The sequence below is a fragment of the Bacteroides sp. M10 genome (genome assembly GCF_014334015.1).
GTDB classification, from domain to species: Bacteria; Bacteroidota; Bacteroidia; order Bacteroidales; family Bacteroidaceae; genus Bacteroides; species Bacteroides intestinigallinarum.
Genome location: NZ_CP060488.1, coordinates 5,405,966 through 5,430,436, shown reverse-complemented (window position 1 = coordinate 5,430,436; position 24,471 = coordinate 5,405,966). Strand labels below are relative to the sequence as shown.

The window sequence follows — 24,471 nt, the reverse complement described above, 5'->3', positions numbered from 1 at the left end:
ACAGAGCCTTCTTTTTACTTTAGTAGGAATATGAGTTTTTATTTAGACGGCGCTTTCTTTACCCATTTATCCAACCATTCAAAGAATGTGCGCTGCCATAACACTCCATTCTGTGGCTTCAATACCCAGTGGTTTTCATCCGGATAAATCAGCAACTCTGCAGGAACACCACGCATCACGGCAGCATCAAAAGCAGCCATTGCCTGATTAGCCAGAATACGGTAGTCTTTTTCTCCATGAATACAGAGAATAGGAGTATCCCATTTCTCTACGAATAGGTGAGGAGAGTTGGCGAATGTACGCTGTGCCACCGGATTCTGTTTTTCCCAGTATGCGCCTCCCATATCCCAGTTGGCAAACCATTTTTCTTCAGTTTCCAGATACTGCATTTCCATGTTGAAGATACCATCATGAGCAATGAACGCTTTGAACCGTTTGTCGTGATGTCCGGCCAACCAATATACGGAGAATCCTCCGAAGCTGGCACCTACGCATCCCAGACGATCTTTGTCCACATACGGCTCTTTTGCCATTTCATCGATAGCAGTGAAGTAATCCTTCATACACTGGCCACCGTAATCGCCGCTAATCTGTTCGTTCCATTCCACACCGAATCCCGGCAAACCGCGACGGTTCGGAGCAACGATGATATAATCATTAGCTGCCATAATCTGGAAGTTCCAGCGATAAGACCAGAACTGGCTTACCGGACTCTGCGGACCTCCTTCACAGAACAGCAAAGTCGGATATTTCTTGTTCGGATCAAACTGTGGAGGATAAATCACCCATGTCAACATCTGTTTGCCATCTGTTGTTTTCATCCAGCGACCTTCCACTTTACCCATTTCCAGCTGGTCATAGATTTGTTTGTTCTCCTGTGTCAGTTGAGTGGTAGAACCATCCAGTGCCACAGTGTAAATCTCATCACCCATACTCATTGAATGACGTTTCGCGATCAGCTTATCTCCGAAAAGAGCTACCCCTTCGTAATCGTACATTCCTGAAGTAATAGCCTTTACCGAATCATTTGTCAGGTCAAGTGCATAAATCTGTGACTCTCCATGCCATACACCTGTGAAATAGATCACTTTTGCATCTGCTCCCCAGACAAAAGCATCTACATTCGATTCGAATGCCTTGCTCACAAAACGCTTCTCGCCGGTTTCCAGGTTCATGATGAACAGACGGTTCAGATCAGCTTCGTATCCGTCACGTTCCATGCTTTGCCAGGCAATATACTTGCCGTCTGGTGAGTATTGCGGATTGGTATCATATCCTTTGTTCTCTTCAGTAATATTTTCCGTTTTCTTGGTGTTCAGGTCATATACATAAATATCCGAATTGGTAGAAATCGCATATTCCAGTCCCGTCTTTTTGCGGCAAGTATAAGCCACTTTGTCCGAGGTTGTATTCCAGGCAAGTTGTTCGATGCCACCCCAAGGCTTCATCGGACTTTCATACGGTTCGTCGTTCAGGATATCCACGATATTGGAAATACCGTTACCGTCAAAGTCGGCAATGAAAGGATGCGGAGCGGTCGTCACCCATTCATCCCAATGTTTGTACATCAGGTCGGTAACGATGATACCGGTGGCTTTCGGCAGGTCCGGATACTTATCAGCAGTGCTTTCTTTCGTCTTTACTTGTGAAATAAATAGCAGTTTTTTGCCATCCGGTGAGATGGAATATCCTTCGATATCTCCGTCGTAGTTGGTCAGCTGCTTGCGTCCGCTACCATCCGGATTCATTTCATAAAGCTGGCTGCTTCCGTTGTCATTGCTTAAGAATGCAATTTTGGTGCCTCCTTTAATCCAAGTCACCTCATTTTCCTGATACGGGGTACGAGTGATTTGTTGGTTTTCGCTTCCGTCTGCGTTCATCACGAAAACTTCGCGGTTACTCTTGTTTTCCGGTACGCTGTAATACGCTACCGTATACGCAATTTTCTTTCCGTCGGGCGATACAGCGAATCCGCCGATACGTCCCATAGCCCAAAGTGCTTCGGGAGTCATGCGCTTCCCTTCGATCTTAATATCCGATTTCTCGATAAGCACCTGATCTGTCTTGCCTGCGTCTTTGGTTCCTCCGCAGGCAGCTAACAACATTGCTGCCGACATCATAATTAAATTAGCTTGTCTCATATATTTTATAAAATGTTTATTTTCTTGCGAAGATAGTGAAAAAAGGATTTAAATCTTCTTTTTCTGCCAGTTTCCTTTCTTCATATACCAGTAGCAGAACATCAGTATAAAAGTACCGTACACACATTCCGTTGTCCAGGCAAATGCGATATCCATTCGCAGGTGCAGGATAAAATATGCAGAATATGCCACATAAATAACCAACACACAAAGTTCCATAGCCAGTGCTGTTCGAGTATTTCCCGTACCTGATACCGACTGGAAATAAACATTGGCAGGTACCAACACCAGGTAAGCAGAACACAATACCCATAGTGAAGACACGGATGCAGCCCTTAAATCCGGCATATCCGTATAGATACGAAGAATCAGATCCGGGAACAGGCAGAAGAAAACCAGAATCGGCAATACAAACAGATATCCGATCCGAATGTGCTGCCTGATAGTTCCCCGTACACAATCCTGTTCGCCTGCACCGATCAGGTTACTTACCAGTGAGCCACAAGTAGCTGCAAATGCCATCGCAATCATGAACGGGATACCCGACACGTTACGGATAATGTTGGCGATTGCCAGAGAACGTTCTCCCAAATGTTCCACGAACAGAAAGAACATAAACCAGGTAGATAAGGAAACAAAGTTCTGAATCATAGTCCATACGGAGACGTTCAGTATTCGTTTCAATGTTTTCCCTTGGAATTTAGGCAGTATATTCAATGCATACTTCTTGCAGTCAATCCGTTTCCACGTATAGATAATAAAGAAAATCACCGATACCATTTCAGACAGTGAAGAACCGATGGCAGCACCGGCAATTCCCAGTTGCGGGAAACCGAATTTACCGAAGATCAAGATATAGTTGAACACTACGTTCGAAAGTACCATCACTATCGAGTTCAACGTCAATGTTTTGGTTTGTGTCGTGCCTACAAAGAAAGCGCGGAACATCACCATGACAAAGGAGAAGAAGAACCCATATACACGCCAATGAATATAACTTTCAGCTGCATCATAAATATGAGGAGACGAAATAATATTTTTAAGGATATGGGGTGAGAATACGATGGAGAGAGTAAATAAGACCACAGCAATTACAAGCAGGAAATAAATGCCCTGATAGAAAATCGGGCCGATTTCCTTGTAGTTTCCTTCTCCGTTGCGACGGGCTATTAATATCTGTGCACCGATGCTGAAACCGAATGCCATCATAAAAATGGCAAGGTAATATACGCCTGCAATAGCAGAAGCACCCAGCTCGATTTCCCCTACACGTCCCAGAAAGGCCGTGTCCGTCATACCGATCATCTGCTCCATAATCAGACTGATTAGGATAGGGTAGGCAATCGTCCAGATTTGTTTATACGAATATTTAGTTTTCATCCTATTTTATTTTTTAGAGAAAGAAAGCCGGGCGACCAAAATAGGTGTCCGGCTTTCTTAGAATAGATTTCGGGAATTACTCCTTATTTTTTATTCTGTCTTTGCTGCTGCAATTGCTCTTGTTGCTTTTGCATCGCCTCCAGGCGAGCAGCAAATCCGGTCTTTTTCATTTGTTTCGGGTCTTTCTTTTTCGCTTCAAGAATAGACAATAATTTGACCTCGTCAGTCGTTTTACGAAGCAGAATCATAGTACCCACACTAATCAGCGTTGACACGAAATAGTAATAGTTCAAACCTGACGGATAATCGTTCAAGACGAACAAGAACATAATCGGCATCAGATACATCATCCATTTCATAGCTGCCATTTGTGGCTGCGCTCCGGTATCCTGCATAGACATTGTATACTTTGTGTTCAGGATATTGGTCACCGTCATCAACAAGCAGAACAAGCTAAGATGGTTACCCAGGAACGGAATATGGAACGGGAATGTAATGATAGCGTCATAAGTAGAAAGGTCGTCCGCCCACAAGAAACTCTGTTGACGCAGCTCGATAGCACTCGGCACGAACATAAACAAAGCCATCAGGATAGGGAACTGCAATAACATCGGCAGACAGCCGCCCATCGGGCTTACCCCGTACTGGCTGTAAAGGCTCATCACCTCCTGCTGTTTCTTCATTGCATCTTCCTGCTTCGGATATTTCTTGCTGATTTCGTCGATTTTCGGTTTCAATACACGCATCTTGGCAGAAGACATGTACGTTTTCCAGGTAGCCGGATAAACCACGACTTTCACCATGATGGTTAGAATCAACAGAACGATACCCATGCTCAATCCCCAACCGGACAACCAGTCGAATACGTTGATCGTGATAAACTGGTTAATCCAGCGAATCAGCGGCCAACCCAGGTAAACCAGTCGGTGAAGCTCCCATTTCTCGTCACGTCCTTTATCCAGCGCTTTCAACGTCTTGAAGTGGTTCGGACCGAAGTAGAAGTACATCTCTGTCGGTTCCTTGCCTGACGGATCAAAGAAAGTATTCATTTCAGCAGAATAATCTTTGATATATCCGCTTCCCTGTTGTTCCATTTTTGATTTAACGGAAACCTTGTCGAAATCCTGTTCAGCGATAAATACAGACGAGAAGAACTGATTCTTGAAAGCTACCCAGTCAATGCGTCCCGGCAAATCCTGACTATCATCTTTGGCAGCAGACAAATTGTCTACATTGTCACCTGTTACTTTATAAGTCAGTTCCGACAGACGATTCTCATAAGTGAATCCTTTTTCCAGTTGGCGGGCACGTTGTGACCAGTCGATGTCCACATACTTAGTACTAGCCAACTTGTCTTCCATGCCTGTCGCTTTAATTTCAAAGTTCATCAGGTAGCTATCCGGTTTCAGCGTATAGATGAAATCGATATAGCTTGCATTATCCGCAGCCAGACGCATTGTCACACTACTATCTGTCTTGTTCACAGCTTCAAAGAAATAATCTTTAGTCTGGATGGCTCCTGCTTTGTTGTAGAAGTTGAAGTTCATCGAAGCATCGTCACCGTCGAACAATATGACCGGCGTCTTTTTGTCCTGTGCCATATAATCTTTCAGCATGGCTGAATAGACACGTCCGCCTTTAGTTGTGAAAGTGATTTCCACTACATTATTCTGGATACTGATTTTAGAGTCGGTTCCCTGCAAGGCATTGAAAAATAAAGCAGAAGAATCGGCAGCTGATGCCACCTCTTTTTGGCTGTTAGCCAGTGCAGCTTCCGTTTTAGCCTTCAGCGCTTCCTCCTGCTGCTGTACTACGGCAATAGAGTCATAATACCTCTTTTGTGCAGCTATCTGTTCCTCGCTTGGGCGGCTCAAATAACTGAATCCTACCAATAATATACCTATCAGAACGAGACCTGTGATGGTGTTTTTATCCATTCTTATTTTAATTACAAATTATATAAATTACAAACTACCGGTTGTTTACCACGTATCGTTAGCCGTTCACCGTTGCTTTTTCGTTTTCGATGGCAGCTTTCACAAATGCAACGAACAACGGATGAGGGTTCAGTACCGTACTACCATATTCCGGATGGAATTGTGTACCGACAAACCATTTCAAAGTCGGGATTTCAACGATTTCTACCAGATCCGATTCCGGGTTGATACCTACACATTTCATGCCGGCAGCTTCATATCGGTCTTTATAATCATTGTTGAACTCATAGCGATGGCGGTGACGTTCCTGAATATGTTCCTGTCCGTAAGCCTGATATGCTTTCGAACCTTTCTGCAATACACATTCGTAAGCACCCAGACGCATCGTACCACCCATGTTGGTGATTGCCTTCTGTTCTTCCATGATATCAATCACGTTGTGCGGAGTTTTTTCATCCATTTCTCGTGAGTTGGCGTCAGTGTATCCCAGTACATTGCGAGCAAACTCGATAGCGATACATTGCATACCCAGACAAATACCGAAAGTCGGGATGTCATGTGTACGTGTATATTTGATAGCGACAAATTTGCCGTCGATACCCCGTTGACCGAATCCCGGACCAATCATTACGCCCGCCATACCTTTCAAAGCTTCAGCTACATTCTCATCTGTCAGTTTCTCGCTGTTTACGAAATGAACTTCCACTTTGCGGTCATTGTAAGTACCCGCTTGCGATAAAGCTTCACGGATAGACTTGTAAGCGTCCTGCAAATCGTATTTTCCAACCAGTGCAATATTGATCGGTTCTTTTGTCTCTGCAGCGTGACGACGTTCCAGGAATTTACGCCATGGGCCGAGTCCCGGAGTTTCTCCTACCGGCAGTCCCATCTTTTCGAGGATAGTGCTGTCCAGTCCTTGCGCCTGCATCAGGATAGGTACTTCGTAAATTGTTTCCGCGTCGATAGACTGCACAACGGCTTTATCGTCTACATTACAGAATTGTGCCACTTTCTTACGCAGTCCGTCACTTAGCGGATGCTCGGCACGCAGTACCAGTACATCCGGCTGAATACCCACACTTTGGAGTTCCTTTACAGAATGTTGCGTCGGTTTTGTTTTCAATTCTCCGGCAGCAGCAAGATAAGGAACATAGGTCAAGTGTACGCAAAGAGCGTTCTTGCCGAGTTCCCATTTCAACTGACGGATACTTTCGAGGTAGGGGAGTGATTCGATGTCACCTACCGTACCACCGATTTCAGTAATCACAAAATCAAACTTGTATTTATTACCAAGCAGTTTAACATTCCGTTTGATCTCGTCTGTGATGTGAGGAATCACTTGGATAGTTTTACCCAGATAGTCTCCACGACGTTCCTTGTCAATGACGCTCTTGTAGATACGTCCCGTAGTAATGTTGTTCGCCTTTGTCGTTTGTATTCCCAGGAATCTCTCATAGTGTCCCAGGTCGAGGTCGGCTTCGTGTCCGTCTACGGTTACATAGCACTCTCCGTGCTCATAAGGATTCAATGTTCCCGGGTCGATGTTGATATACGGGTCAAACTTCTGGATGGTTACATTATAACCTCTTGCTTGCAGCAACTTACCGATGGATGATGAGATGATCCCTTTTCCTAAAGAAGAGGCAACACCACCGGTGACGAAAATATACTTTGTTTCTCCCACAGCTATAACTGTTTTAATAATTGTTTACTTAGTAGTATTCTTACGAACTTAAAAACCGCAAAATTATAAAAAAAAGAGGAAGATTACAGTCTTTCGTCTCCACAATTTTATTAAAAAATGCAATTTTGAAAGAATCCTATGATTTCTGAACAAAATAATGTAGCTTTGCACTCTAAACCATAGACAAATATGATGAGAATTACTACTTTATGTTCAGCGTTTATTCTGTCAATCTTATCGTTATCGCTTTTTGCACAGGAATCTGTCGATCCCTCTCCACTTCCGACTGACTCTCTGCAGCCTGCTCCTGAAGCGATTAAACCTGCCAAAACGGTTAAATCTTCAACAGTTGTGGCAAAAGCCAGAGTCGTGAAAGCAGATACGCTTTCGGCGGAGCTTCAGAAATATTTGATGCTCAAACTGAATATGTCGGGGCCGACTCCGAAACTGGATACCGTTTCTTATTTATATAATAAGTATGTCGCGCAATTAGATTATTTGAACGATCTGTCTGTGCCGCCACGTTATATTCCGTCTGATCCCGATTATTTTCGTCTGTTCACACCATTGGCATATTATTATGCTCCGATGGCACAATATTCGAAATTGGAATGGAAGCCTATGCAATGGGACACCACTCCCCAACTGACAGCGGAACTTCTGCCTTATGATACCCTGGCATTTACCAAAACCCAGCGTGCCGAGAAAATAGTGAACAGTGCATTGATGGATCTTTATTTGGAACGTCCGAACTTGGTTGTCACTACAGAAGACCGCATCATGAGTCGTGATGTATTCCGTCACGATGTGAAGCCGAAAATATCTCCCAAAGCAAACGTTATTCATCTGTTTCAACCGGAAAATATGGATGATAATGTAGGGAAAGCCAATATGAAGATTAGTCGGCCGAACTGGTGGGTGACCGGAGGTAACGGATCGTTGCAGATTAGCCAGAACCACCTTTCGGATAACTGGTATAAGGGAGGTGAAAGTAACTTCTCCGGATTAGCCACTTTCCAGGTTTTTGCCAACTATAATGACAATGAAAAGGTGCTGTTTGAGAACCAGCTGGAAGCTAAAGTAGGTATGACTTCCACTCCGTCAGATGAATACCATAAATATCTGTTCAATACAGACCAATTTCGTTTGTATAATAAATTAGGTTTGAGAGCTTTCAAGAATTGGTATTATACCATTTCGTCCGAGTTTAAGACACAGTTTTTCAATGGATATAAAGCTAACAGCGAAGAATTGGTTTCATCTTTCATGTCTCCGGCAGATTTGGCGGTCAGTGTCGGTATGGATTATAAATTGAGTAAGAAGAAATTTAATCTTTCTGTGTTTATGGCGCCGTTGACTTATAATTTGCGTTATATCGGTAATTCTGAAGTAGACGAAACAAAGTTTGGCTTAGACAAAGGAAAATGCTCTAAAAACGACTTTGGTTCCCAGTTGCAATCTACATTGAACTGGACCATTATTTCTGCAGTAACTTTAGAGTCTCGTCTCAATTATCTGACCAACTATCATTGGGCACGTGTAGAATGGGAAAATACATTCAACTTCGTATTGAACCGTTATCTTTCTACTAAGCTCTATATACATACCCGTTTTGACGACAGCTCGAAACCGACTGAAGGAGACAGCTTCTTCCAGTTGAAAGAATTGCTTAGCTTCGGTATCAATTATAAGTGGTAAGTAAATCGAAAGAATAGAAATCAGGCGCGGAATTTCCGCGCCTGATTTGTTTAGGGATGTTGTACAAAATATGGGTGGTAAAATAGAACCAATGTGATAGCGGATTTTTCACGTCCAAGATAGTCTTAACTGTATATTTCTATTTGTATGTAAAAAAAGAAAGCGTTTTTTCTTGTTTACTATTTATAATTTTATCTATCTTTGTCACCGAATTCAATCCATTGCCTAAGGGGTATGGAAAAATGAGGGGTAAAAATACATGATCATTAAGAAAAATGACGATCGAAATCTTCTGCCAACAGATGTGATTGGCAGCAGCGTAGCGCGCTCAAAACGTTGGTTGGTGGCAATCGTACGTATTTGTCACGAGAAAAAAACGGGTGAGCGGCTTACGAAAATGGGGATCGAAAATTTCCTTCCAATTCAACAAGAAGTCCATCAATGGAGCGACCGCCGTAAAATTGTCGACCGGGTACTGCTTCCGATGATGATTTTCGTTCACGTTGATCTGCAAGAACAAAAAGAAGTCCTGACTTTATCTTCTATCAGCCGTTACATGGTATTACGTGGGGAGAGTACTCCGGCTGTTATTCCTGATCAACAAATGTTGCGATTTAAGTTTATGCTCGATTACTCGGATGAGACGATTAGCATGAGTACATCGCCATTGGCTCCGGGAGAGAAAATACGGGTAATCAAGGGACCATTGGCAGGATTGGAAGGGGAATTAGTACATGTGAATGGGAAATCGAAAGTTGCTGTTCGATTGACAATGTTAGGGTGTGCATGTGTAGATATACCGGCTGGGTGTGTAGAGCCGGTATCTGAAAATGGGGATTTACGTGATTGAGTAATCAATCTATTTTATAGGGGTATGGGGATTTTACTGCAAAAATGTAATGAAAGTCTGTAAAATAGCAGGCAGTCTATCTGACATCGGTAACCAAACAGTGGATATATTTATCGATGACCTCTCTCAAAAATAAAAATCCATAAAGTATTATGAATTATATCTTTACAAAAGATATAGTGTAGAAATGTATGTCCGTATCGAAAGATGAAGGGATTCTCTGTTGGGCTACACCAACATGGAAATCGTAGTCATAGTCCTTGTACTGATCATAATCAATCAGATAAATCAAATTTCGAAATATTATTTTATTCATTTATACTATAATGGAAAAAACATTGAAGGGCATAGTGCAATATGCCCGCAAAAATTATTTCAGTTATTGGGTTATTTTAGGTATTGACACGGCAATTTCTGTATTATGTTCGTTGGTCGCTTATGCGGTAATTCATTATATGGCGCATGTTCCAATGACCGACTGGATGCTTTGTAAGTTTGCTTGCGTTTCTTTGGTGGCAAGTGTTGCGGGCTCTTTATTATTCCATACTTATCGTAATACAATTCGTTTCTCACAGGCACGTGAACTTTGGCGTATCATGTGTGCCGTTTTATTTAAAATTACCTGTTTGGTCATTATTTCTTTTGGAGTTATATATGAGACCCAATTGCCATATAATTATAAAATATCCTATCTTCTATTTGATGGTTTATTGACTTTAGTGATCTTGACAACCTTCCGTGTATCATTGATAATCGTCTATGATTTTTTATTGGATTGGGTGAATAAAAAGAACACACGTATTCTTATTTATGGTACTAATGAAGAGAGTGTAGCCTTGAAGTTACGTCTTAGGGATAGTGCACATTATAAAGTAACCGGTTTTTATGTATATGGTAAAAATAACAGCCGACGCCGATTGGCAGATCTTCCCGTTTATTACTTTGAAAATGAATCGGATGTTGATTATATCATGCGGAAGCGCGGAATTAAGGGGATTCTGTTTGCCCGTTATGAAGATACCCGCCTGGAAGAAAAACGACTTTTGGAATATTGTAAAAACAATGAACTTAAAACATTGATAGCTCCTACTATCAGTGAAGCGGATTCTGATGGAAACTTTCATCAGTGGGTACGTCCTATTAAGATTGAGGATTTGTTGGGTCGTGCCGAAATTAATATCAACCTTCGTCAGGTTGCAGAAGAATTCAGGGGAAAAGTGGTGTTGGTGACTGGTGCGGCAGGCAGTATTGGTAGTGAACTTTGCCGTCAATTAGTGCAGATGGGAATTCAGAAACTTATCATGTTCGACTCTGCAGAAACACCTTTGCATAATGTCCGTCTTGAGTTTGAGAAAAAATATCCAAATATAGATTTTGTTCCGGTGATTGGTGATGTGCGTGTGAAGGAACGTGTTCGTATGGTATTCGAATTGTATCATCCTCAAATCGTCTTTCATGCTGCTGCTTATAAACATGTGCCTTTGATGGAAGAAAATCCTTGTGAGGCTGTACTTGTTAATGTGACCGGTTCTCGTCAGGTGGCTGATATGGCTGTGGAATATGGTGCTGAAAAGATGATTATGGTGTCTACGGATAAAGCTGTAAATCCTACTAATGTAATGGGCTGTTCCAAGCGTTTAGCTGAAATCTATGTTCAAAGTCTGGGATGTGCTATCCGTGAAGGAAAAGTGAAAGGTCATACCAAATTTATCACCACCCGCTTTGGTAATGTATTGGGTAGTAACGGTTCTGTCATTCCTCGTTTTAAAGAACAGATAGAGAATGGTGGGCCGGTGACTGTTACTCACCCTGATATTATTCGTTTCTTCATGACCATTCCCGAAGCTTGCCGTTTGGTAATGGAGGCCGCCACAATGGGTGAGGGCAATGAGATCTTTGTTTTTGAGATGGGAAAAGCAGTCAAGATCGTTGATCTAGCGACTCGTATGATCGAATTGGCTGGCTATCGTCCGGGTGAAGACATCAAAATAGAATTCACGGGATTACGTCCGGGTGAGAAGCTTTATGAAGAGGTATTGAGCGATAAAGAAAATACGATTCCGACAGAGAATAAGAAAATCATGATCGCCAAAGTTCGTCGGTATGAATATGCTGATATTTTTGATACTTATGCAGAGTTTGAAAGGTTGTCGCGTGCGGTAAAGATCATGGATACCGTGCGGTTGATGAAGAAAATAGTTCCGGAGTTCAAATCAAAAAATTCTCCGCGATTTGAAGTACTGGATAAAGAATAAATAGGGAATAATCAACAAAAGATTCTATAAATAAATTATCATTTAATATGAATAAATCATTGCGCACGCATTTGAATGTACGAAGCTTGTATGGAAGTTTGTTTTCCTGTCTGATAGCGGTATTTCTGTTTGCTTCCTGCCAGTCCTATAAGAAAGTACCTTATTTGCAGGATGCGGGAGTTGTAAAGGACACCAATCAACAGGAAAATTTATATGATGCCAAGATAATGCCTAAAGACTTACTTACTATCGTAGTCTCATGTACTAGTCCGGAACTTGCAGTTCCGTTCAACTTGACGGTGGCAACTCCTGCTAATGCGGCTACTGCCAGCACCCAATTGACTACCCAGCCTGTCTTACAACCTTATTTGGTTGATAATGAAGGCAAGATCAATTTTCCTGTTCTGGGTGAATTGAAAGTGGGTGGATTGACGAAAAGAGAAGCTGAACAACTGATAATAGACAAACTGAAACCTTACATAAAGGAGACTCCGATAGTTACTGTCCGTATGGTAAACTATAAAATTTCTGTATTAGGTGAGGTTGCCCGTCCAGGTACATTTACTATCAACAACGAGAAAGTCAACTTGTTGGAAGCTCTTGCCATGGCCGGTGACATGACGGTCTGGGGAGTTCGTGACAATGTAAAACTGATTCGTGAAGGTGCTGATGGCAAACAGGAAATTGTGACATTGGATTTAAACAAGGCGGAGACAATTCTTTCTCCTTATTATTGGTTACAGCAGAATGATATAGTCTATGTGACTCCTAATAAAGCAAAAGCTCGTAACTCTGATATAGGTAATAGTACCAGCTTGTGGTTCTCCGCTACTTCTATTCTGGTATCATTGGCAAGTTTATTAGTAACAATCTTCAAATAGTAATATAGATATGATTGAGGAAAAAAGAGAGAACCGGGGTGAGCAACCGGAAGAGCTGGTGAATATTCAGGAAATCCTTTTCCGTTACCTGATCCACTGGCCCTGGTTTGTGGTTTCTGTAATAATCTGTATCGCCTGCGCATGGGGTTACCTGCGTCTGGCCACTCCTGTCTATAATATATCCGCTACAGTCTTGATCAAGGATGACAAGAAAGGCGGTGGTGCGAGCATGTCCTCCGAACTGGAAAAGATGGGACTGGACGGTTTCGTTTCCTCGTCGAACAATGTAGACAATGAAATCGAGGTGCTGAAATCAAAGTCTCTTGCCCGTGAAGTGGTCAACAATCTGGGACTGTTTGTGACTTATAAGGATGAAGATGAGTTTCCTAATAGGGAACTTTACCGTACCTCGCCCGTAGTGGTGAGCTTGACTCCACAGGAGGCGGAAAAACTGTCTGCACCAATGGAAGTGGAGATGACTTTATTTCCCAATGGTGGGATGGATGCGTTGATAACAGTGAAAGACAAAGAGTATCGGAAACAATTCGATCAATTACCTGCTGTTTTTCCGACCGATGAGGGGACGGTCGCCTTTTTTGAAAGCAAGGATACATTGACGACCAATCAGGCTAAGGAGGAAAGTAAAGAGCGTCATATAAAAGCTTTTATAAACCGGCCGATGTCTGTGGCCAAAGGATATATCCAGTCCTTGTCGATAGCCCCTACATCAAAAACTACTTCTGTAGCTGTTCTTTCGTTAAAGAACTCAAATACCCGGCGTGGCAAGGACTTCATCAACAAACTCCTTGAGATGTACAATATCAATGCCAATAATGACAAGAATGAGGTAGCCCAAAAAACCGCAGAATTCATCGACGAACGTATCGGCATTATTTCCAAGGAACTTGGAAGTACCGAACAAGACTTGGAGAACTTCAAGCGTAGCGCCGGAATTACAGATTTGAGCAGTGAGGCGCAAATAGCCTTAACCGGTAATGCTGAATATGAAAAGAAGCGTGTGGAAAACCAGACTCAAATCAATTTGGTGATGGATTTGCAACGCTATATGCAAGGTAATGAATATGAGGTCTTGCCAAGTAATATTGGATTACAGGATGCAGCATCAGCTGGTGCAATAGACAGATATAATGAGATGTTGGTTGAAAGAAAGCGCTTGCTCCGTACATCAACCGAGAATAATCCGACGATCATAAATTTGGATACTAGCATCCGTGCGATGCGGAGCAATGTACAGGCTACGCTGGATGCTACATTGAAAGGATTGCAGATAACCAAAGAAGACCTTGCCCGTGAAGCGAACCGCTATTCCCGTCGTATTAATGACGCTCCGACCCAGGAACGTCAGTTCGTAAGTATCGCCCGGCAGCAGGAAATTAAGGCCGGTCTTTATTTGATGTTACTTCAAAAACGTGAAGAGAATGCCATCACTTTGGCAGCTACAGCAAACAATGCCAAGATTATTGATGAAGCGTTAGCAGACGACAATCCGGTTTCTCCTAAGAGGATGATGATCTATCTTGCCGCCTTGGTATTAGGAGTAGGATTTCCGGTAGGTATCATTTATCTGATTGGCTTGACCAAATTCAAGATTGAGGGCCGTGCTGATGTTGAAAAACTAACTTCTCTTCCTGTTATTGGCGATATCCCGTTGGCGGATGAAAAGTCCGGTTCTATAGCTGTATTTGAGAATCAGAATAACCTGATGAGTGAGACATTCCGTAATGTACGTACCAATCTTCAGTTTATGCTTGAAAATGGCAAGAATGTGATTCTGGTGACTTCTACCATCAGTGGTGAAGGTAAGTCTTTCGTATCATCCAATTTGGCCATCAGTCTTTCTTTATTAGGTAAAAAAGTTGTGATAGTTGGTCTTGACATTCGCAAGCCTGGCTTGAATAAGGTTTTTAATATTTCCCGAAAGGAACATGGTATTACCCAGTTTCTGACCAATCCGACAAAGAATCTGATGGATTTGGTACAGCCTTCCGATATAAACAAGAATCTGTTTATTCTTCCGGGCGGATCAGTTCCTCCCAATCCAACGGAATTATTGGCCCGTGACGGCTTGGAAAAAGCTATCGAAACGTTGAAGGCTAATTTTGACTATGTGATTCTGGATACGGCCCCCGTGGGTATGGTAACTGATACCTTGCTGATAGGGCGTACTGCTGATTTGTCGGTATACGTATGCCGTGCCGATTATACCCGTAAGGCAGAGTTTACTTTGATCAATGAGCTTATGGAAAACAACAAACTGCCTAACCTCTGTATCGCCATTAACGGCTTGGATCTTCAGAAAAAGAAGTACGGCTATTATTATGGTTATGGTAAATACGGCAAGTATTATGGCTATGGCAAGCGTTACGGTTATGGCTATGGTTATGGAGAGAAACATACAAGTCGGGAGGGTAAATAAACTGTTATTGATAAAACCAAATCAAACATAATATGCGTGATTTCAAAGAGATTCGGGTCGCAGTAGCCGGAACTGGCTATGTGGGACTGAGCATAGCGACACTGCTATCACAACATCATCATGTAACTGCCGTGGATGTAATCCCGGAAAAGGTGGAGAAACTGAACAACAAGGTTTCCCCTATCCAGGATGATTATATCGAGAAGTATCTGGCTGAAAAGCCGCTTGATCTTGTTGCCACTTTGGACGGGAGGTCAGCCTATGCTGATGCCGACTTTGTGGTAATAGCCGCTCCTACAAACTACGATCCTGTGAAGAATTACTTCGATACGAGTCGTGTGGAGGAAGTTATCGATCTTGTGCTTGAAGTGAATCCCGATGCTGTAATGGTCATCAAATCGACAATTCCGGTGGGCTATACCCGTAACCTTTATGTAAAATATGCCCAGAAAGGAGTCAAGAAGTTCAACCTGCTGTTCTCACCGGAGTTCCTTCGTGAAAGCAAGGCTCTTTATGACAACCTTTATCCGAGCCGTATCATCGTAGGTTATCCGAAGATCATCGACCGTCCGGAGTTTGCGGAAGAAAACAGCACGATCCGTTCCGTCACGGATGTCACTATGTTACAGGAAGCTGCCAAGACATTTGCCGCTCTCTTGCAGGAAGGGGCTGTCAAAGAAAACATCGATACGCTCTTCATGGGCATAAAAGAGGCGGAAGCAGTCAAGCTTTTCGCCAACACCTACCTGGCTCTCCGTGTCAGCTACTTCAATGAACTTGACACATACGCTGAAATAAAGGGGTTGGACAGTAAAGCCATCATTGAGGGCGTAGGACTTGACCCTCGTATTGGGACACATTATAACAATCCTTCATTCGGTTATGGCGGTTACTGCCTGCCGAAAGACACCAAACAACTTCTTGCCAACTATCAGGATGTTCCCCAGAACATGATGTCTGCAATCGTTGAATCGAACAAGACCCGCAAGGACTATATTGCAGACCAAGTGCTAAAGATGGCTGGGTGGTACAGTTATTCAGGTAAGAATGAGTTTGAGGCCGGAATGAAAGAATGCACAATTGGTGTCTTCCGTTTGACAATGAAGTCAAACAGCGATAATTTTCGTCAGAGTTCAATTCAGGGCGTAATGAAGCGCATTAAGGCGAAGGGGGCTACTGTAATCATCTATGAGCCAACCCTCGGAGACGGCACAACATTCTTCGGAAGCAAAGTAATCAACAATCTGGAAGATTTCAAAAAACACAGTCATGCTATCATAGCCAATCGCTACGATTCCTATCTTGACGATGTGAAAGATAAGGTTTATACAAGAGATATTTTCAAGAGAGACTAATTTACATCAGAAATATACTTTATTATAGATTCAATCATTTTGTTGGCATTTTTAATTTCGTCGTTACTCGCTTACCGTAGGAACTTTTCTCTGCACAGGACAGTATGGATTGGAGGTAGTTAGTATAATATTCCATGGGTATTCTTTTGCATTTGCGAAATGAAGAACCTTTTCGTCAATGCCTAATGACGTGGCAATATGATTGATGGCATCTTCAAAATTGTAAAATGCACCCAATTGACAGCAAAAGAATGAAACATTGTTTACATAGACGCGTTTTTTGCATTATGATGGTAATTTGATGTTACGAAAGTTAACCAAGGATGGATGCCACCTGCTTCCACAAAGCTATAAGAGGTGTGCAAATGAAATTGCACTCTATATACTTGAATGAGACTTATGATTGGATCACTTAATATTTTCAAGCAATTTACAAATTTATCTAAAGATCAGAAAGGTTTGTTCTTCATATTCTTTGCTGCTCTTGTACCATTGTCATATAAACTCATTTCTCCGTTTTTCATCATAGCGGGTTTGGGAGAATATACAATCATAATTACTCCTACTTTATATGTAATTGGTTTTTTGATGGCAAGTAACATTGCAAAGAGGTCAATAACGGTTAAGGATATATTGTTTTATCTCTTTCTTGTTACATTCTTCCTCTTATCTCCTGCACTTTATCCAAGTTCGTTAAATTTTGTAGAAGAAAATGCCCAAAAGTTTCTTTTGAATGTCGTGCCGTTTTTTTTCGTTGGTTTATGCATGTCTTATGATAGAGATAAGGATGTTCTATTACTAGTTGCAAGAATTGGATTTTGGGCACAGATATTCTGGCAAGCGTGTCTTTTGCTTGGTTTTGTAGAAATGGGAGAGTCATTCGACGATACGTTAGGAGAGCAGATGGAAACGGCTTACGGTTTTCTATTCTCGCTTTTCTTCCTTTTCCATAATGCAATTAAGAGACGCGATATCTGCGATTTGGTAATGTTCATAATAGGTACATTCTTGCTGTTGTCAATGGGAGCACGTGGACCAATTATAGTTTTAGCATTCTATATACTCATATATCTGATTGTCTTTAACACACACAAGAAAAAGAATGTGTTTAAAAAATTAATAGTTATAATATTTTGTTTTTTATTCTATTATTTTTTAACTCCGATTATGTTTTTCCTGTCGTTTTATGCGGAACAGTTTGGTTTCAGTACCCGAGTCTTCCGGAGTATATTGGAGGACCAAATGACAAATTTGTCAGAATCGTCATATAGAGATGAGTTTTACGGGAATGTATGGGACGCTATTAGAAATGATAATACTTTATTGGGATATGGCTTTGGTAGCGATAGATTATTCACACCTACAGGTGGTTATACTCATAATCTTGAATTGGAACTCTTGGTTTCTTTTGGTATAATTGGAGGTGGACTTATATTATGCATTTTAGCGTTCCGGTTTCTGAAAAGTCTACAACATGGGGGGGAGACCAAGATGTTCAGTTTTATGATGTTATGCTTGGGTATCGTCTCCCTGCAGTTTTCATATTCCTATATTCTTTTCCCGTCCTTTTTTATATATCTTGGATATAATACAGCTTTGCTTAGGACGAATGCAAAAGAATTAAAGGCTTATGTCAGATAACTCAGCCAGCAATAAACGAATAGCCAAAAATACCATTCTGCTTTATGTGCGGATGTTTATTACTCTTATTGTAGGTCTATATACATCAAGAGTAATTCTCGATTCGTTAGGGGTTGAAGACTTTGGCATATACAATGTAGTTGGAGGGTTTGTTGCTATGTTCTCTGTGCTACGAGCTGGTCTTGTTTCAGCAACACAGCGTTTTATTACTTTCGACTTGGGAAATAACGACACTAAAGAGCTAAAGTCAACATTCTCCACTTGTGTCATTATTTACATTGCACTTGCAGTGCTAGTGGTTATCCTAGCTGAAAGTTTTGGTAGTTGGTTCGTTAACAACAAGCTGGCAATACCTGCCGAGCGAATAGGAGCAGCGCAGATAGTATTCCAATTTTCAGTTATTGCATTTGTAGTAAGTTTTATAAGCTTCCCATACAACGCTCTTATTATAGCTCACGAAAAGATGGAGGCGTTTGCCTATATTTCCATATATGAGGTCTTTTCAAAGCTTGCTATATCATATATTATTTATATAATAACTTATGATAAACTTATTGTTTACGCAGGGTTAATTGCTATCGTACAGATAACAATCCCACTGCTTTATTATCTGTATTGCAAATACAAATTCAAAGAAACAACGGTTGTTTGGAAGATCAGATGGGCGAAAGTAAGGAGTATATATAGTTTCACAGGCTGGGCTATGTTCGGAGGTTTTGCCAACATTGGCTTTACTCAGGGACTGAATGTCTTGTTAGGAATGTTTTTTGCACCATCTGTGAATGCCGCAAGAGGAATTGCTGTTCAAATTCAAGGAGTTGTAACACAGTTTGTCGGAAATTTCCAACTTGCCATCGACCCGCAAATTATAAAGTCGTATGCAAAGGGAGATGTAGATTATTTGCGTAAACTGATGTTTACAAGTTCCAAGTACTCTTACTTTCTACTTCTTTTCATGTCATTACCTATTATGATAGAGGCGGATTATCTCCTTTCGTTATGGCTGGTAGAAGTACCGGAGTGTACTACGTTGTTTATGCGTTTGATACTCCTAACCACAATGTACGATGCTGTATCAAACCCTTTCGGCAAGGCAATACAAGCTACAGGCAACATAAAGAGGTATCAGATAATAGTCAGCGGACTGCTTATATTAATCTTGCCAGTATCCTACATTTTTCTGAAGTTAGGATTTGATGCATATTCAGTATTTGTAGTGCATGTAGTTATTGGTTTCATAGCAGCTCTGGTTAGAATAGAAATGTCCTGCGCGTTGGTCAATATAAAAATGATTGATGTCGTAAGAGGCATCTTTATTCCATCGGTTTTAGTGACACTTTTTGCGGCATCACTCCCATTGCTGTATCACATTGTGACAGAAGACTCGTTGAGTAATATGATTATTTGTTTCTTCATTTCCTGCCTGATGATGTGTGTGTCTGTTTGGCTGTTGGGAATGACGAAAGCAGAAAGGCAGACGGTAAAAAGCAAGATAAAACAAAAAATATATAACTTATGATTGATTATTGTATAGATGAGTTTAAGAAACTGCGTTTGGCAATTAAAGATTTCGGGCTTTTTTTTAGTTTGAGGCATTTCTACTATAAGCAAATGTGGAGAAATTGGCAGAAGGATAGAGATAAGTATATCAATATTGTGTATGAATATCTTGAGAACTTCTTGTCAGACCAGATAGATCAATACAATTCAAATAATAACATTTGTTTAGAAGATGACAGTAAAAATATCTGGGTTTGTTGGTGGCAAGGTTACAACAATATGCCGGAGCTATGCAAGAAATGTTTCAAGAGCTTGAATGAAAATATTCCGCAGGGTTACAAGATTCACTTGATAACTCAGGACAACTATAAAGATTATGTCACGATACCAGAGCATGTATTGGAGAGATTGAATTGTGGTTATCTTACTATTACACAGTTCTCCGACATCCTGCGCGAAGCTCTTTTGTACTTTCAGGGTGGTTTGTGGATAGATTCCTCGGTATGGACATGCAAAAACTTCTATCAGTTTATAAACACCAATGCCGAGTTTTGGTCTATTAAACTTGATCATGTGTACAAAGAGTATATGATTGGGCAAGTTGTTTCAGGATGTATGTGGAGTGGTTTCTTCATGTACGGTAAGAAAGGTAATATCGTTACCAAGTTTGCTTTTGATGGAATGTGTGCATATTATAAAGAGCACATAGGAACAATTGACTATTTCATCCAGAATTTTATTATTAAAATTGGCTACGATACTGTACCTCGCATAAAGCAAGTAATCGACAATATTCATTATAATAATTCACATCTCTATGATTTATATCTGGCAATGAACAATCCGTTTGACGCAAATAAATGGGCAGAGATGACGAGTGATACCGGAGCTTTTAAACTGACCCAGAAAGTTGTATACCAAAATGAGGTTTATGGAAAGACAACTTTCCATGGGGAATTAATCGATAAGTATAAATTATGAAAGTGGGCATAGTTACGTTCCATAAACCTTACAATTTTGGAGGGTGCCTACAAGCTTTGGCAACGTCATACATTTTGTCAAGTTTAGGACACACTCCTTATTTTGTTGATTATTGGCCGAAATATCACCAAGAGCAATATTCCATATTTTCGTTTCATCGTTTTTTTACAATGCCTACAGTCAAAGATTCGATATTCTATTTGCGGAACTCCATTGTTAACTTTAAAGCTAACTGTGAAAGAAGAAAAGTTTTCACTTCATTCATAAACAGATATATATCACCTCAATCAAAGCCTGTCTGTGAATGTTTTGATGTTATAGTTTATGGTAGTGACCAAATATGGAGAAAGCAGCCTGGTCTGAATAAGTATAATCCTGTTTATTTCGCGTGTAATCAATTCAAGGCATCAAGACACGTGGCTTTTTCTGCAAGCATGGGAATTCTTCCTCACAATTCAGAAGATGATGCACTTTTGAAAGACTATATAGGACATTTCTCTCAAATGTCTGTTCGCGAGGGCGATTTGAAGGAATATGTTGAGAAACTGGGCTTCAAGGACGTTTATCTTACACTCGATCCGACTCTCCTTCTGACCATCAATGATTGGAATAAAATAATAAAGCTGCAAAAATTCGATGGCAGAAAATATTTACTTGTATATGCACTGAATGGATGTTTTGATTATACTGTCATTCAGCAATTTGCGCAGTCTAAGGGGCTGGATGTAAAATATATTGATGGGAACTCTAAATGTATCACTAATCATTCTGATGTGCAAACTGTAGGTCCAGATGATTTCGTGAACCTCATTAGAAACGCTGAATATGTTCTTTCTTCCTCGTTTCATGGACTGGCATTTTCAATCATCTTTCATAAAGAATTTTATGTGTCTTTTAAGGTAAATGCTGCGAGAGCAAAAACTCTTTTAGATAACTGTGGCCTATCCAACCGGTTTCTTGCACCATATTCTCCAATACCTGTAATCACAGATTCCATTGACTATGTCGCGGTTGACCTGAGATTGCAAAATTTGAGAAACAGGACATTGAGGTATTTGAAATCGATATAATAGAACTGCAATGAACAAAATAGCTATAATAGCTGTCACATACAACAGGATAGACTCATTGACTCGATTGCTAAAGTCTTTGGAAAATGCGGAATATGGTGACGAAAGACCAACGCTGATTATTAGTATAGACAAGAGCAAAACAGATGCTGTCGAGAAGTTCGCTGATGACTATCATTGGCCACACGGCGAAAGGATTGTCCGAAAGCATGAGAAGAACTTGGGCCTGCGCAATCATATGATGAGTTTAGGAGAGTGGTTTGAAAAATTTGATACATTGATTATTCTTGAAGACGATCTTGTCGTATCGCCATGCTTCTATACCTATACCCGACAAGCATCCGACAAGTATATGGATAGTAAAGAAGTGTGCGGGATAAGCTTATACAGTTTTAGCTGTAACTATCTCACTCGTACTTCATTCATCCCAGTAAAGAACGAATATGATGGCTACTTTATGAATTGTGCCATGTCGTGGGGAGAAGTGTGGATGAAACCTCAGTGGAACGAGTTTCATGCGTGGTATCTTGAACATCAGGAGTTCACGTCTGAACCACATCTACCAGAAATTATCTGCTGTTGGAGTAAATCGTGGTTGAAATATCACACCCGGTACTGCATCGAGACCGACAAATATTTCCTCCATCCTTATGTTTCATTGACAACCAATTATACAGAACAGGGCGAACACTCTTCTGAAGATGTCAGTTATATTTTCCAGACAACACTCCAACAAGGAAAGAAAACCGACTTCTCCTTTCCAGACTCAGCCGAAGAAGCTGTGTGCTATGATGGTTTCTTTGAGAATAAAGCCATATATAAATCTCTTGGCCTTTCAGAGGAAGAATGTTGCGTAGATATTAATGGCACTAAAGGGAACAGACAGAAAAGACGTTTCTGGCTTACTTCGCAAAAAGTAAAACTGCCAAAGGTAAAATCCTTTGCCTTGACCTACAGGCCAGTCGAGATGGGAGTTATAGACAGAGTTGAGGGGGAAGAGATATTCTTGTACGATACTGACTGTACGGAGCAGAAATATGGAGTCAGTGGTGTAACATACCTTTACACAGCATCGTTGGAGTCAGGTCTCTCTGTTATTCGTAAGTATGGTCTCAAGAACTTCTTGAAGGAGTTATGTAACAGGTTTTGACACTCAACATCATGACAACAGACAATATATTCCGCAGATTCCTTGTAGGTTGTTGGCGACAAATCAAACGAATAGCCTACAAGCATAATAATGTTCGCCTGTCATCGGGTGTACTGTTCAATCCTGCTACAAAGCTTGGCACAAATGTCTGGATTCACCGCAACACAAACATCAAGGACAGTGAGGTAGGTTCTTTTACCTACATACAGGAAGGCTGTAAATTAGAGCATTGCAGGATTGGTGCGTTCTGTAGCATCGGAGAGTCGGTAAAAGTTCTTTTAGCTACACATCCATCTCACACTTTCGTGTCCACGTCTCCAGTATTTTTTAGCACCGCTAAACAATGCCTCGATTCATTTGTTGACAAGAACTGCTTTGAAGAGTATTTGACAGTTGACAGTTATGGAGTCATTGTCGGAAATGATGTATGGATTGGATCTCGTGCAACTATATTGGGGGGCGTTACTATCGGACATGGGGCTATTATAGCAGCGGGAGCGGTTGTGACAAAAGATGTGCCACCATATGCAATAGTAGGTGGCGTTCCTGCGAAAGTCATTAAGTATAGATTTAACGAGCAACAAATTGAAAAGCTACTTTCTAATCCATGGTGGGACAAACCGATCAGATGGATAAAAGAACATTCTCAAGAATTCAAAGATATTGAAGTTTATTGTAATATAAAACATTGTAATGAGCATTAATCCGTTTATAACGATTGTTACTGTTTGTTATAATAGTGAGAAAACTATTGAACGAACTATAAAATCTGTCCTTAGTCAACAATTTACAGATTATGAATATTTGATTGTTGATGGTGTATCAAAAGATACTACTCTTAGTATTATACAAAAATATGAACCATTGTTTAACGGACACATGAAATGGAGGTCCGAGCCGGACAAGGGTATATATGATGCATTTAATAAAGGATGCAAATGGGCTTCAGGCAAATATGTATGGATAGTGAATAGCGACGACTATATGGAGCCAGACGCTTTGACAAAGATATGGGAAGTTGACCAACAACAAAACACACAGCAGGCTAAGAATACAATCCTTATTGGCAGAATGAACTATATCTCTGTTGATGGTACATTGTTGTTCGTTTCCAAAACTATATCATCTGAAGACTTGGCAAGAGCCTACCGACATGATAGTATGGGACTGACTCATCCAGCCACAATTGTTCCGAAAAGTATTTATGAGAAGGTAGGCTATTATGATGATCGTTTCCAGATTAGTGCCGACATAGACTGGTTCAACCGCGCTTATAAGGCAGGAATAGATTTTTATGGTTTTAGCGCTGTCGTAACCAATATGACAGACGGAGGAGTTTCTGGAACATTGTCATTAAAAAAAGAAAGCAAAGACCGTTTGCTTTCTTTTAAAAAGAAGTACAATAATACTCTTGTTGTATATCTACACCTCTATCGATGGTATTTAATAGCCTTTAAAAATCAAATTCATAGAACCTTGCGCAAATATAAAATATCAAATAAAGGATAAAT

At 40.9% G+C, this 24,471-nt stretch carries 17 protein-coding genes; 13 read left to right on the top strand and 4 right to left on the bottom strand.

The window, feature by feature from the left end; genetic code table 11:
- Positions 1-38 precede the first annotated feature (38 nt).
- The 4 genes from H8796_RS20065 to H8796_RS20050 form a co-directional block, all read right to left on the bottom strand.
- Complete coding sequence (locus H8796_RS20065) at positions 39-2,141, bottom strand: S9 family peptidase (protein ID WP_117937177.1); 2,103 nt, start codon at positions 2,139-2,141, stop codon at positions 39-41.
- 48 nt (positions 2,142-2,189) lie between these two features.
- Positions 2,190-3,521, bottom strand: coding sequence for a multidrug efflux MATE transporter BexA (gene bexA / locus H8796_RS20060; protein WP_117937179.1), 1,332 nt, complete (start codon positions 3,519-3,521; stop codon positions 2,190-2,192).
- 83 nt (positions 3,522-3,604) lie between these two features.
- Positions 3,605-5,458: a membrane protein insertase YidC gene (yidC, locus tag H8796_RS20055; RefSeq protein WP_117937181.1), complete on the bottom strand. Its 1,854-nt coding sequence runs from the start codon at positions 5,456-5,458 to the stop codon at positions 3,605-3,607.
- Positions 5,459-5,516: 58 nt separating this feature from the next.
- The gene (locus tag H8796_RS20050) at positions 5,517-7,142 is read right to left on the bottom strand and encodes a CTP synthase (RefSeq protein ID WP_008998573.1); all 1,626 of its coding nucleotides are present in this window, start codon (positions 7,140-7,142) and stop codon (positions 5,517-5,519) included.
- Between the two features lie 189 nt (positions 7,143-7,331).
- On the opposite strand from H8796_RS20050, the gene H8796_RS20045 reads away from it, so the two are divergent.
- The 13 genes from H8796_RS20045 to H8796_RS19985 all read left to right on the top strand — a co-directional run bounded on the left by H8796_RS20045 (position 7,332) and on the right by H8796_RS19985 (position 24,469).
- Positions 7,332-8,840: a DUF3078 domain-containing protein gene (locus H8796_RS20045; RefSeq protein ID WP_117937183.1), complete on the top strand. Its 1,509-nt coding sequence runs from the start codon at positions 7,332-7,334 to the stop codon at positions 8,838-8,840.
- A gap of 259 nt (positions 8,841-9,099) precedes the next feature.
- On the top strand, positions 9,100-9,690 hold the full coding sequence (locus tag H8796_RS20040) for a UpxY family transcription antiterminator (protein WP_004299971.1): 591 nt from the start codon (positions 9,100-9,102) through the stop codon (positions 9,688-9,690).
- 326 nt (positions 9,691-10,016) lie between these two features.
- Positions 10,017-11,945 carry a nucleoside-diphosphate sugar epimerase/dehydratase gene (locus H8796_RS20035; protein ID WP_117937185.1) on the top strand — a complete coding sequence of 643 codons (1,929 nt, stop codon included), beginning with the start codon at positions 10,017-10,019 and terminating at the stop codon, positions 11,943-11,945.
- Between the two features lie 47 nt (positions 11,946-11,992).
- Positions 11,993-12,826: a polysaccharide biosynthesis/export family protein gene (locus tag H8796_RS20030; protein WP_004303599.1), complete on the top strand. Its 834-nt coding sequence runs from the start codon at positions 11,993-11,995 to the stop codon at positions 12,824-12,826.
- A gap of 10 nt (positions 12,827-12,836) precedes the next feature.
- On the top strand, positions 12,837-15,263 hold the full coding sequence (locus H8796_RS20025; RefSeq protein WP_004303598.1) for a polysaccharide biosynthesis tyrosine autokinase: 2,427 nt from the start codon (positions 12,837-12,839) through the stop codon (positions 15,261-15,263).
- A 32-nt stretch (positions 15,264-15,295) separates the two neighbouring features.
- Positions 15,296-16,618: a UDP binding domain-containing protein gene (locus H8796_RS20020; protein WP_117937187.1), complete on the top strand. Its 1,323-nt coding sequence runs from the start codon at positions 15,296-15,298 to the stop codon at positions 16,616-16,618.
- 399 nt (positions 16,619-17,017) lie between these two features.
- A complete protein-coding gene (locus H8796_RS20015) occupies positions 17,018-18,259 on the top strand; it encodes an O-antigen ligase (RefSeq protein ID WP_158577287.1) in 1,242 nt (413 codons plus the stop codon).
- Positions 18,249-19,778, top strand: coding sequence for an oligosaccharide flippase family protein (locus tag H8796_RS20010; protein ID WP_117937191.1), 1,530 nt, complete (start codon positions 18,249-18,251; stop codon positions 19,776-19,778). Before H8796_RS20015 ends, H8796_RS20010 begins: the two co-directional genes overlap by 11 nt.
- Positions 19,775-20,740, top strand: a complete 966-nt coding sequence (locus H8796_RS20005) for a capsular polysaccharide synthesis protein (protein ID WP_117937193.1) — start codon at positions 19,775-19,777, stop codon at positions 20,738-20,740. The genes H8796_RS20010 and H8796_RS20005 overlap by 4 nt, the downstream gene beginning before the upstream one ends.
- The gene (locus H8796_RS20000) at positions 20,737-21,810 is read left to right on the top strand and encodes a polysaccharide pyruvyl transferase family protein (RefSeq protein WP_117937195.1); all 1,074 of its coding nucleotides are present in this window, start codon (positions 20,737-20,739) and stop codon (positions 21,808-21,810) included. Before H8796_RS20005 ends, H8796_RS20000 begins: the two co-directional genes overlap by 4 nt.
- Before the next feature lie 10 nt (positions 21,811-21,820).
- On the top strand, positions 21,821-22,960 hold the full coding sequence (locus H8796_RS19995; protein ID WP_117937196.1) for a glycosyltransferase: 1,140 nt from the start codon (positions 21,821-21,823) through the stop codon (positions 22,958-22,960).
- Positions 22,961-22,971: 11 nt separating this feature from the next.
- Entirely contained in the window at positions 22,972-23,664 is a 693-nt protein-coding gene (locus tag H8796_RS25560; RefSeq protein ID WP_117937198.1) for a CatB-related O-acetyltransferase, read from the top strand.
- Positions 23,654-24,469 carry a glycosyltransferase family 2 protein gene (locus tag H8796_RS19985; protein WP_117937200.1) on the top strand — a complete coding sequence of 272 codons (816 nt, stop codon included), beginning with the start codon at positions 23,654-23,656 and terminating at the stop codon, positions 24,467-24,469. The genes H8796_RS25560 and H8796_RS19985 overlap by 11 nt, the downstream gene beginning before the upstream one ends.
- The last annotated feature ends 2 nt before the right edge of the window (positions 24,470-24,471 follow it).